Genomic DNA, 12,410 nt, shown 5'->3' with positions numbered 1-12,410 from the left:
TGGCATTAGGGTGACGGCAAGTCATTAGTAGGTTCGAGGGACACCGGGGGCACCTGTGACCACCGCGGGCGACGACCGTGCACGGCTCGAAGCACGCAACGCCGCGATGAAGGACCAGATGGACACCCTCCTGGAGAACTTCGAGCGGCAAACCGCACAGCTGCGGGACGCCCAGGCCGCGGCGGCCGAGACCACCGCCCAGGTGAACTCCCCCGACGGCCTGGTCCGCGCCACGATCGACGCCGGCGGCAACCTCGCGAAGCTCGAGTTCGCGCCGAACGCGTTCGAACGCACGACGCCCGCGCAGCTCGCGAACACCGTCCAGACGGTGGTGCGTCAGGGATCGCTGCAGGTCAAGCAGAAGATCGCGGACCTCATGGCGCCGATCACCGAGGGGCTGCCCGACCTCGCGGACCTCGTCGAGGGCGCGCCGTCGCTGGCCGGGCTGGTGCCGCAGATCCCCGAGTTCGTCGAGGAAGAAGCTCCGGCGCCGCAGCCCTCCTACGAGGAGGGTGGCTCGATCCTGCGCAACGAGGCCGTGCCGCCGCCGATGCCCGCGCCCAAGCCCGCTCCGAAGCGCGTCCGCCCGCCGCGTGACGAGGACGAGGAGCCACCGTCGTCCTGGATGACGAGGGGCGACTGATGCCCGGAGGGGGCTCCGGGTTCACCGCGGAACCCGACGCCGTCCTGCGCGCGTCGAACGGCCTGGTCACGGCGGCGGACGGGTTGGACAGCGCGCTGAAGACGTTGCAGGGCGCCCTCGACGCGCAGGGCGCGTGCTGGGGTGACGACGACTCCGGCAAGGAGTTCGCGAAGGACTACGTGCCTGGTTCGCAAGGCGCCGTCGAAGGCTTCGCCAACCTCGTGCAGGGGTTGCGCGGGATGCAGCAGAACGTCGCCAAGTCGATGAAGGCACTTTCGGGCGCCGACGAAGACGTGACTTCGCAGCTCGGCAAGGGGCAATGACCCGTGGGTATGGAGATGCCCGACGCGGTCAAGTGGCTGCTGCCGATCGTCGTCGGCGAGAGCTGGCCCGAAGGCGACGAGACCAAGCTGCGCGCCCTGCGCGACGCGTGGCACACGGCGTCGTCGGCGATCGCCCCGGCATCGGAGGCCGGTAACCAGGCGGCGTCCGGCATTCGCGACAACTGGACCGGCGACGGCGCCGACGCGTTCGTGGAGCAGTGGAAGAAGTTCGTCGAGGGCGACGAGGCGTACTTCAAGCAGCTGGCCGACGCGACGAAGGCCCTCGGGGATTCGTGCGACCAGACGGCGCTGGACGTCGAGTACACGAAGTACATGATCATCATCTCGCTGATCGTGCTGGCGGCGCAGATCGCGGCGATGATCGCGGCGGCGGCGGTGACGTTCGGCGGCTCGACGGCGGGCATCGCGCCGGCCCAGATCGCGACGCGGATGACCGTGCAGATGCTGTTCCGGCAGCTGCTCGAGAAGCTGGCGCAGCAGGGGTTCAAGCAGGTCGCGAAGGAGCTGCTGGAGAAGCTGCTCAAGCAGGGTCTCAAGAAGATCGGCATGGAGGTCCTCAAGAACGAGGCCATCAACCTGGGGATGGACGCGGGCATCCAGGGTCTGCAGATGGCGAAGGGCGATCGCCAGAGCTGGGACTGGTCGAAGACCTCGGACGCGGCGATTTCGGGTGCGGTCGGCGGCGTGGTCGGGGCGGCTTCCGGGTCGATTGGCCGTGGGGCTACGGAGGGGCTTTCGCACTCCGCCGGCGGTCAGGTCGCGGACGCGGCCATGCGGGCCGGGGCTCGGGGGGCGGTCGAGGGGGTCGCGCAGACCGTCGGGCAGGCGGCGGTCACCGGGGATTTGGGGTCGTTGACGCCGGAGCAGTTGCTGACCGGGGCTTCCAGTGGGGCGGTGGGGGGTGCGGTCGGGGGCGCCAAGGAGCAGATGCACTCGGTTCACCAGGCGAACATTCCGGGGGATGCCGGTGGGTCCGGTCATGGGGACTCCGGTGAGCCTGAGTCGCGGGGTGAGAGTCCTTCGCGGGAGCCATCGTCTGAGCCCGGATCGCGGAGCGAGCCTGAGTCACAGGGCGAGCGCGAGTCGCGGCGGGAGGCGTCGTCCGAGCCGGAGTCGCGTGGCGAGGAGCCGTCGTCGGGACCGGAGTCGCGTGGGGAAGAGCCGCGGCGAGAGGCGTCGTCCGAGCCGGAGACCCGCCGTGAGCCCGAGCAACGCGTGGACAGGGCACCGGAACGCCAGACCGTCGAGCCGCGGCACACGGGGGACGAGCCTCAGCAGTCCGATGGGCCGCGTCCGAGTGCCGACCACGTCCAGCAGGCAGAACGTCCGCAGCAACCCGAGGTAAGGGCGGCGGCCGACAGTTCGGCGCCTCAGCAGCAGGCCGAAGCACGGACCGCGGACGGTCCGGCACCTCAGCAGCAGGCCGCGGCCCCGGCGCCGAGCCAGCCGGTGGGCGGAGCCGCGCCTTCGGCGGGTGGGGTGCCGCCGTCCTCGGGCGGGTCGGCGCCGTCCTCGGGTGGGTCGGCACCGGCCGCGGGCGGGGCAGCGCCGTCCGTAGGGGGGTCAGCACCGTCCTCGGGCGGGTCGGCACCGGCCGCGGGCGGGGCAGCGCCGTCACCGGGTGGTTCGGCGCCGGCGCCGGTCTCGTCGCACGGCGGGTCGCCAAGTTCGGCGGGGGCCCCGTCGAACGGCGGCTACGGCATGGCCCCACCGGGAGCCGCCCCGGAACCGGGGCGTCAGGCCGGCGGCCGCCCCCAGGACAACGTCGGAGCGGCCGGCTTCACCGGCGGCACGAACCAGCCGTTCGCGGCCGACGGGGGAACGGCGCCCTTCCACCAGGGACCGTCGCCGCAGCAGGTCCCGTCCCAGGGCGGATTCACGCCACCCCCACCGGGCGGAATGCCGGCCGGTGGCGGTCCAGCCCATGCGGGCGGCCCAGGTTCGCGCCCAGGCGGCCCGGCACCACAGAGCCCGCCGCCTCCGCGCGGCGGTCAGCTACCGCACGAGCAACAGCGACGGATGCCGCCGCAGGACCCGCGCAGGGTGCCACCGGGACAGCCGATGCGCGGGCAACCGCCGGTGCCGTCGAGTGGGCGGCCGCCACAAGGTGGCCAGCCGCAGGGCGGACAACCACGCGACGGCCAAGCACCCCACGGCGGGCAACCCCTGGGCACTCATGCGCAGCACGGCGGACAAACGCAGGGCAGCCAGGCACCGCACGGCGGGCAGCCGCACGGCAGCCAAGCGCCGCAGGGCGGACAACCGCACGGCGGACACCCTCAAAACGGCCAGGCACCGCACGGCGGGCAGCCACACGGCAGCCAAGCGCCGCAGGGTGGACAACCGCACGGCGGACAACCCTCGAGCGCTCAGGCGCCGCACGGTGGACAGCCGCTTCCCGGTGGCCAGCGGCCGCCGGGAAGCCAGGCGCCGTTGAGCGGGCAACCGCCGCAGGGTGGACCACTGCCACCTGCCGGACAGCCGCCGCACGGTGGGCAGCCGCCCGGCGGACCGCCGCACGGTGGGCAGCCGCCCAGCGGGCCGCCGCACGGTGGGCCGCCGCAGCGTGGTGGGCAGCCACCGCAGGGTGGGCAGCCGCCGATGTCCTCGCACCGGGGGCAGCCGCAGGGTGGGCTGCCGCCGAACGATCCGCGCCGGATGCCGCCGCGGCCGCCGGTGGGACCGCCGGGTGGGCCGCCGCATCCGGGGATGCCTGGCGGGCAGCGTCCCGCGGGGTATCCGAACCAGCCGCGCGGACCGCAGGGGCCCGGGCCGCATCCGGGCGGACGGCCACCGATGCCGCCGAGTGGCCGGCCGCCGATGCCGCCGCACGACCCGCGGCTGGGTCCGCCGCGCCCGATGGGGCCGCCGCAGGTTCCGCCGCCACGGTTCGGTCCGCCGCAGGAGCACCTGCCCCGTGGTCCGCAGGGTCCCTTCGACCAGCCGCGGACGCCCGAGCCGCCAGCCGCCAGGCCGGCGGAGCCGAACGTGCCCGTGGCCGAGCACGCCCCGGTTCAGGAGCGGCCGGTCGAACAGCAGCCACCCGCGACCGGGCAGCCGCAGAACCGGCCGGCCGGCGAGCAAGCGCGCCCGGCGGAGCAACCGCCCACGGGCGGGCAGGCTGCCGCGCACGAGCGGCCGGGCGAGCAGCAAGCGCACGCCGCGGAGCGGGCTGGCGAGCATGAGCCGACCGCGGCCGAACGGTCGGCAGAGCACGCGCAGGAACGGCCGGAACAACAACCCGGTGCCGAGCAGACCTCCGAGCCGCAGCACCCGGCTCCGGAGCAAGCCGACGGCACGCCGCACACCGAGCAGCCGCCGCCCCGCTCCGATGACCATCAGGCCGACGAGCCCTACCTCGAAGATCCGGCATTCCGCACCCAAGACCCCGCCGGGATCACGCGGATCGAGGACACCTTCCTGGACTCCGGGCGGCAAAGCCCGTCGACCGGTGAATGGCGGCACGAACAGGTTCACCGGGAGGCCCTCGCCAAGCGGGACCAGTTCCACCCCGGCATGTCCGACGACGGTGCCTTCGCCGTGCACGCCTACACGCGGCAGGAGATGGTCGGGCCGCTCAACCGGGCTCTCCGGTTCGGCGGTCCCGAACTCGTCGACCTCGCCCCGCAAGCCGGGGCGCTCGTCTCCGGGCTCAACGAGCTGCCTCCGCACGTCGGCACCGTCTCCAGGCGGGTCGACTTCCACGGCGATCCTTCGCGGCTCCAAGCCTTCCTCGGACGCTTCCACGAGGGCGCGCACATCACCGAGCCCTCCTTCCTCAGCTCGTCGAAGGTCGACGCGGAGCATCCGCGCAGCACCTTCGCCGGTGAGGTCGAGATGCGGATCGAGTCCAAGACCGGCCGGGACGTCGAGTCCATGGCCAGCATCGGGCGCGAGCGTGAGGTGCTCTTCAAGGCCGGGTCGCAGTTCGAGATCACCGGGGTCGAGATGGGCCCGGGGCACCCTCAGCACCCCGACTTCGAGAACCGCCCCGGCGCCCGGGACCAGCCGCAGTGGATCGTGCACGCCGAAGAAATCGCGCCGGGGGATCCGCGGTACCGCGCTGACACGCGGGAGGCGATCGACGATCGTCGTGCCGCCGAGCGTGCCGACGAAGAGCGCTTCGAGCGGGAAGAGGCCGAGAAGGACGCGCAGTTCTACGCCGAGTACCCGCACCTCAAGCCGTCCGGGGACCTGTTCAAGCTGCTCGGCGGGGACGACGCACCCCCGCCGCCCGCCGAGAAGCGTGTGCCCGCCACTGACGCGCCCGAAGGTGGCTGGTCGCGGCTCGCCGAACCCTTGACGCCGGGTGGTCCGCCCGTACTCCACGCCGGGTCCGTCGAGACGCCGCAGCAGCACGCGCGGCTCGTGCGCGACGCCGTTCCCGAACTCGCCGCCGTCAACACCCGCAACCACTACAGCCCGGGCGAGCACGGCTACCGGGCCAACGCCGCCGAGTCGATGACCGCTTTCGACCGGCGGATGCACGGCGAGGACGTCGTTGCCGGGCCCGCCCGGGGCGAAACCCTAAGCGGGCCGTGGAGCGGCCGCGGCAGCTTCGACGACGTCGCGCGCGATCTCGGGGAACGTCCCGTCGGCGCGCGGTCCGCCGTCGCCTTCGAGCACGCCGGCGACGAACGGCTGGTCGCCGCCGTGCACACCGAGCACGGGGTCCTGTTCGCCGATCCCGTCACCGGACGGCTCGCCGAGCTGCCGCACGACGCCACCGGGATCCGCGAACTGCCCCTCGGCCGGCACGAAACCCAGCACGAAATCCAGTACGAAACCCCGACCATCGCCGACCGCCTCAGCCCGCCGGCCGAACGGCTCCCGCACGACGAGGGCTACCTCTTCGACGACGACCACCGCGGGACGCCGGCCGACCACGAGAGCATCCGCCGCGCGGTCGGCGACGAGCGCATCTACCAGGAGATCCACGACCGCGCGCTCGCCCGCCGGGACGCCGCCGGCCTGCCCCTGACCGACGACGCCGCCGTCGCGGTCCACGGCTACACCCGCGGCGAGTACGCCTACGACGTCAACGAGGCCCTGCGCCGCGGCCCGGGCCACCCCGGCTTCGACCTCGCGCAGGCGAACGCCCGCGCCATCACCGACGGCCTCAACCAGGTCCCGCGCACGTCCGGCGAGACCATCCGCGCCTACGACGTCGGCGGCGACCCGCGGCTGGCCGAGCTCGTCGCCGGGCCGTACGAGCCGGGCGCGGTGGTCGTCGAGCCGTCCTTCTCCAGTGCGTCCATCAAGACCAGCGAGTTCTCGACGAGCAAGTTCGGCGACGACGTCGAGCTGCACGTCCGCTCGGACAACCTCCGCGACATCTCGAAGCTCGCCGAAAACCCGTCCGAGCGCGAGTCGCTGTCGCCGCCGGGCACGCAGCTGCTGGTGCACGAGCGACGGCTGGAGATCACGCCCGAGGGCCGCCGCAAGTGGGTCATCGAGGCCGAGGAGATCGGCCCGGGCCACCCGCGCTACCTCGACCCCGAGGCCGCGCAGCAGAAGATGGCCGAGCGCCGCGCCGAGAACGACCACAACGCCGCCGAGTTCGAACGGCGCAAGCAGGCCGCCCTCATGGAACGCCTCGGCGGCTTCGGCGAGCCCGAACAGCTCCACCAGGAGCCGTCGAAGGTCAGCGACGTCCTCGATGGGCCGGCCGAAGCGCCGCACGTCCCCGGATCGCCGGCGGACTACTCGAGCCTGGCGCGCGCGACGAACCCGCCGGCCGAGCCGGCCATCCACGCCGGCGCGGCGACGCCGGCGGAGCGCGCGGCCTACGTCCAGGACCGGCACCCGCACCTGCGCGAGGTCAACCCCGGCTTCCACCAGCCGGGTGCGCTGGAGAACGGGTACATGTCCAACTGCACGCGCGCGCCCGAGGCGTACATGGACCGGCTGCGCGGCGGGGACATGACGGCCGAGCCGCTCCTCTTCCACGAGATGGGCACCCGCGGCACGCTCGAGCACCTCGAGGGCCGGTTCGGTGAGACGTTCTCGGAGCGCGGCAGCTACGACGACGTCATCCGCGAGATGCGGGACCAGCCGCTCGACCACCACGCCGTGGTCGCGGTGAAGTACGAGGGCCCGAACGGCGTCGAGTACGGGCACGTCGCGATGGTCGTGCACACCCGCGACGGGGTCGCGTTCATCGACCCGCAGTCCGGCGACCTCATGCACCTGCCGCAGCCGCCGAAGGGCATCAAGCTGATGCACGTCGGCACGCCGGACGAGGCGCACGTCCAGACCGGGCACGACGCGACGCCGGAGCACGGCGGCTACGGCGGCGCCCCGCGGTCCCGGCTCGACGACCTCCTCGCCGAGCCGCGCGTCGCCGAAGCCCTGGCCGGCGCCACCACCGACCTCGTCGTCAAGGACCACGAGGGGAACCCGCAGAACCTCGGGCCGGTCGGCGAGTTCGTCCGGACGCGGCTGGCCGAGCACCCGGAGCTGGTCGAACTCCTCCACGACCCGGCCAACGAGTTCCTGACGCGGTCGCTGCTGCGCAAGCCGGAGACGATCGCGAGCCTGCTGGTGCACGACGAGGCCATCCCGATCCTCGCCGACGCCGTGCACGAGGTGCACCACCCGGACCCGGACGCCGAGCCGGTGGGCCCGGACGCCGACCCGACCCCGCTCACCCCGGACCAGGCCGAGGTGTCGCGAGAGGTGATCGACCAGGCGGCGGAGCACCCGAACGCGCACCGCAAACAGGCGCCGTTCGACCAGAGCAAGCTCGGGGACGAGGCGTACACGCGGGAGTACCTGGCCGAGCGCTACCGGGAAGCGGCTCGGGCCGATCTCAAGCTGAAGGAGATCCTGCCGCCGCTGGCCGACGAGACCGGCGGCCACGCCGGGTTCCGCCCCGGGCCGAAGTCCGAAGGCCGCGCGATGGACAAGATCAACACGAACTACAACGGAGACGCGTCACGGCTGGTCGACCTCGCGGGCGCGATGATCCAGTTCGAGCGCGTGCAGGACGCCTACGCCGCGTTGGCGCGGATCGCGGAGCACCCGGACCTGGAGATCGTCGCCTTCGACGACCGCTTCGCGAACCCGGCGCCGGCGGGCTACCGCGACCTGCAGATGAGCGTGCGCATCGACGGGCACGTCGCCGAGCTGCGCCTCCACCTCAAGGCGCTGGACGATGTCTCGGCGTACGAGCACTCGCTGTACGAGGTGCGACGTGACCTCAAAGCGCTCAAGAAGGCCGAAGACCGGCCACACACCGACGAGGAACAGGTCCTGATCGACGGGCTGATCAAGCGCGAACGGGAACTGTTCTGGGACGCGCTGCAGGGGAGTCTTTAGATGGTCCAGACGCCGTCCTACTTCGAGTACTACGACCACGCGTTCATGGTCGACAGCACGCCCGACGGCGGGCTTACCGGCCGGATCCTCAACTGGAAGACCGGCCGGTTCGACGAAGACAACGAGCACGTCGTCGACGTGCTGTTCGACCACGGGCCGGACATCCGGAGCCTGGACCGGGAGCGGTTCGTGCGCCGGACCGAGGAGGAGCGGCACAACTACCTCCGCGGGGACGGGCCGATCTTCGCGCTCTACCAGACCATCGACGCAATCTGGGCCGCAGTGGAAGAGGAGAACCGCAAGATCACCAAGGAGGAACGCGCCTTGATCGCATCGCTGTACCGGCGCACCTTCAAGATGTGGGAGGACGAGTTCGCCCGCCGCGACGCCGGCGAGGCCCCGACCTTCACCTTCTCCTCGGTGCTGGCGCGATGATTCACGTGGAACATCGACTCTCGCCCGAAGACCAGCGCACCCTGTTGGTGCAGCTGGGAAAGCTCGTCCGCGAGCTCCGGATCGACGCCGCCGGGCCGGCCGCCGTCGACTTCCGGCAGGTCGGGACGCACTCGGAGGTCCAGGGTCACAACGCGACAACGTCCGACGCCGTCGCCGAACTGTTCGCCGAACTCCGCAAGGGGATGTACACCGAGGACCGCGGCACCTGGCTGCAGGCGCGGTTCACGCTCACCCCGGACGGCACCTTCGACTTCGACTTCGCGCTCGACGACGATCCGGTGTGGACGGACGCGCCGCCGTCGGCCGCCTACCCGGAGGAGCTCGCCGCGTTCCCGCGCGCCGACGAGCACATTCCCGACTGGTGGCGGCTGCGCGCCCAGCTGCCGCTCGGCGTGGTGTTCCGGCACGCCGACGCCGGCGACCCGGACGTCGAGCGGCCGCCGCTGACCGACACCGAGGTGCCGCTCGTGCTGCAGTACCTCGAGCGTGAGGCCGTCGTCCACGAAGACGGCGACGAGCGCTTCCACACCGACGGCGCCTGGATCTGGCCGTCGTCGGTCGCCGACCGGCTGGCGGAGGAGGGCATCCCGCCCGAACCGGACCTGGTCGCGCACATCCGCCGCCACCACTACCAGCCGCCGTACGTGGAGCCGCTGGTGCGCCGGACCGCCGAGGCCGACCTGCTGGGCGAGCCGCGGCCGAAGCCGAGCCGCGCGGACGTCAAGAAGACGAGTGGTGACGTCGCCGCGGAGCTGGAGACCACGCCCGACCCCCGGCTCGGTGACGAGGAGCTGCTGATCGTGCTGGTCCAGCGGCTCGGCGAGCACGGCGTCTGGCCGGAGGCGTACCGCGTCGGCGGCCGGGCCGACGGCACGTGGTGCCTTAACTTCACTCCCGAAGGCTGGGAAGTCGCCGCCTACGCCGGCGGCGATCCCCGCGAGCCGAAGTACTTCGAACGGCTCGAGGACGCCGCCCAGCAGCTGCTCGGGGCGTTGCTGCTGCACCCCGCCCGGATGACCGCCGGGCACGAAACGCCCTTGGAAACCGCCAAGGAGCTCGACGACTGGCCGGTCCACCCGGCTCCGGGTGAGCCTCCCCTCACCCTGCTCCGCAACAAGCGCATCACCCGGCTGGTGGCGGGTACGGTCGTCCTGCGCTTCGGCGAGGAACCCGGCAATCTCGTTCACCACGGCGAGGTACGGTTCGCCACGACGTCGCTGCCGCTCGAACGTGAGCGGCAACGGCGGAGCTACCGGCTGAGACGCCCTCTGCACGTGATCACCGGCATCACGGTTCCGTGGGCGAACCTACCGGGTGGCGCGGTGGCCTTCGTGCTGCCGAAGACGATCGCCGAGCACGAGTCCGACGGAAGCCTGGAGAGGATCGAGTAGGTGGAAGCGGCGGAAGCGATTGCCAAGGTCGGCCAGTGGCTACGCGCGGTGCACGGGCCGGACGTCTCCGGTCCCGCCGGGCTCCGGGTGGACACCGGGAAGGTGCTGCGCATCCCCGAGGGCTGGTCGGTGCCCTACAACACCATCGCGTTCCTCGACGAGGGACGGCCGGAGAAGGAGATCTTCCCGCCGCCGTCGGTCGTGGTCCGCGAACCGGACGGCGAGCTGCGGCAGGCGCATCCGCACCCCGGCGGGCTGTCGGTGCCGGTGGCGTTCCCCGGCCAGGAGAACTGGCGCGAGGTCGTCGACCCCGAGTACGTGAAGGCCGGGCTCGGTGAGCTGGGCGTACCGCTGCAGGCCGTCGCGGGCTGGGTGAAGGTCGACGCCGACGGCAACCAGACCGGCGAAGAGCGCGAGAACCCCGAGTACAAGGCGGGCCCGATCCGCCGCGGTTACCCGAAGCCGGAGAACACCCTCGAGACGCTGCTGTCATTCGCCAGCGTGGGCTGGCTGACGCGGGAGCTGCTGCTCATCGGGCTGATCCGGTGCGAGGTGTTCATCCCGCTCGACCTGGAGACCGGCAAGACCGACCGGTTCTACTTCGCCGAGGAGCGCAACGAGCTCAAGGTGTTCAGCTCGACGCGGAACCTGCCCTCGCGCGAGCACGGCTGGTGGAAGGTCGACGTCGCGACGCTGGCCGAGTTCGAGCACCCGCCGAACCTGGTGATCAACGGCGGCCCGACGACCATCGAGGACGTCTCCAGCGGCGAGCTCGCCGGGATCGTCCAGCGGTTCCCGCGGCACGAGCCGCGCATCGACGTGCACGGTCGCTGCCCGGAGGCCGAGGAGGACCTGATCCGCGTCGCCGCCGACACGGCGGCGCGGATGGGCCTGCCGGACCCGGTCAAGCCGCCGCTGGCCGCGGCCGAGAAGGCCCGGCGGCGCGGGTACGAGCTGACCGCCGAGGAGTGCGCGAAGACCGTGCTCGGCGAGTCGTGGCTGAAGCGGCTGCAGATGCCCGAGCCGCCGCGCAGCAAGCCCAACGACCTGCGCGCGAACGGCCTGGCGCCGACGTACGACAACGCCGGCCGCGCGACGCCGCGGCTGGACACGTTCGGCAAGTACTTCGAGCGCGACCTCGACGGCTTCCGCTACGGCTGGCAGCGCGTCACGGGGGCGTACGTCGGCTTCGCGCTCGGCGAGGCCCTCGGCGCGGCCGTCGACCGGATGATGCTCCACGACATCCACGCGAAGTTCGGCATCGAGGGCGTCACCGACCTGGTGCCGGCGTTCGACCAGCCGGGCCGGATCGGCTCGCTGACGCAGCGGCTGCTGTTCTACACCGAAGCCGCGATCCGCAGCCCGCACCGCGAGCAGCCGGAGTCCCGCGACGCCGAGCAGCTGTTCCCCGGGGTCGTCCGCGGCGCGCTGCAGCGCTGGCTGCGTACGCAGGGCGCGCCGATGGAGAACGCGGACGGCTGGCTCGTCCAGGTCGCCGACCTGCACGCCCGCCGCGACGCCGACGACGTCGAGCTGAACTCCTACCACCAGCTCGCGACCGAGGCCGGAGGCGCGCCGCCGATGAGCGGCCCGGCCGCGCTGATCCCGGCGCTGCCCGCCGCGCTGACCATGGCCGGGCCCGGCAGCGGGCTGAGCGGCGGTGCGCGCCAGGCGGTGCGCGACCTGGCCGGCGTCACGCACCCGACCGAGCCCGACCTGGCCGCCGCGACCTACCTGACCTGGCTGTTCGAGCACGCGCTGACCAAGGACGCGTTCAGCTTCCCGATCTGGAACCTCAGCCGCGAGGTGCTCAACCCGGACAACCAGTACCAGCAGGGTGCGGAGTGGACGGCGATCAAGGACATGGTCGCCGAGTCGGTGCCGTTCTTCGGTGAGCACGGACTGCCCGACCTGCGGATGCCCGAGCTGATCGGCGACGGCAAGACGACGCTCTCGGTCCTCGGACGCGCCTTCGCCGCGTTGTCCGGCTTCGAGAACTACCCGGAGCAGGCGCTGCTGCGGGCCATCAACCACTCCGGCCGCAGCGCCCTCACGGGCGCGATCGCCGGCGCCCTGCTCGGCGCGCGCACCGGCATCCCCGGCCTGCCGCAGAAGTGGGTCGACCAGCTGGAGCTGCGCTACCTCGTCGAGAACGTCGCTTCGGACGCCTACTGGCACTTCGACCGGCACTCGGCGCTGAGCGCGCTCGGCGACGAGTGGATCGAGCGGTACCCGCGGCATTGACGCGAGGATGGG

6 protein-coding genes are annotated in these 12,410 nt (G+C 72.4%); all 6 read left to right on the top strand.

Translation table 11 applies throughout. The features are described from left to right. The first annotated feature begins 55 nt into the window (after positions 1-55). From ACZ4TR_RS01290 to ACZ4TR_RS01265, 6 genes are read left to right on the top strand one after another with little or no spacing between them, the layout of a single operon-like run. On the top strand, positions 56-643 hold the full coding sequence (locus ACZ4TR_RS01290) for a YbaB/EbfC family nucleoid-associated protein (RefSeq protein WP_465285266.1): 588 nt from the start codon (positions 56-58) through the stop codon (positions 641-643). Continuing rightward, entirely contained in the window at positions 643-966 is a 324-nt protein-coding gene (locus ACZ4TR_RS01285) for a WXG100 family type VII secretion target (RefSeq protein ID WP_364510034.1), read from the top strand. The genes ACZ4TR_RS01290 and ACZ4TR_RS01285 overlap by 1 nt, the downstream gene beginning before the upstream one ends. A gap of 9 nt (positions 967-975) precedes the next feature. Then, entirely contained in the window at positions 976-8,307 is a 7,332-nt protein-coding gene (locus tag ACZ4TR_RS01280; protein ID WP_465285265.1) for a WXG100-like domain-containing protein, read from the top strand. Next, positions 8,308-8,742 (top strand): hypothetical protein, encoded by a 435-nt coding sequence (locus tag ACZ4TR_RS01275; protein WP_465285264.1) that lies wholly within the window; start codon positions 8,308-8,310, stop codon positions 8,740-8,742. After that, positions 8,739-10,154 carry a TNT domain-containing protein gene (locus ACZ4TR_RS01270; protein WP_465285263.1) on the top strand — a complete coding sequence of 472 codons (1,416 nt, stop codon included), beginning with the start codon at positions 8,739-8,741 and terminating at the stop codon, positions 10,152-10,154. The genes ACZ4TR_RS01275 and ACZ4TR_RS01270 overlap by 4 nt, the downstream gene beginning before the upstream one ends. Further along, a complete protein-coding gene (locus ACZ4TR_RS01265) occupies positions 10,155-12,398 on the top strand; it encodes an ADP-ribosylglycohydrolase family protein (RefSeq protein ID WP_465285262.1) in 2,244 nt (747 codons plus the stop codon). Positions 12,399-12,410 lie beyond the last annotated feature (12 nt).

The organism is Amycolatopsis sp. NPDC028719 (assembly GCF_055565395.1).
The sequence above is the reverse complement of the archived record's forward strand: the minus strand, read 5'-3'. Positions and strand labels throughout refer to the sequence as shown.

Bases quoted from the DNA above. Each gene is read 5' to 3' on its own strand.
- ACZ4TR_RS01285 (WP_364510034.1), top strand. From the start codon at position 643: ATGCCCGGAGGGGGCTCCGGGTTCACCGCGGAACCCGACGCCGTCCTG.
- ACZ4TR_RS01280 (WP_465285265.1), top strand. From the start codon at position 976: ATGGAGATGCCCGACGCGGTCAAGTGGCTGCTGCCGATCGTCGTCGGC.
- ACZ4TR_RS01275 (WP_465285264.1), top strand. From the start codon at position 8,308: ATGGTCCAGACGCCGTCCTACTTCGAGTACTACGACCACGCGTTCATG.
- ACZ4TR_RS01270 (WP_465285263.1), top strand. From the start codon at position 8,739: ATGATTCACGTGGAACATCGACTCTCGCCCGAAGACCAGCGCACCCTG.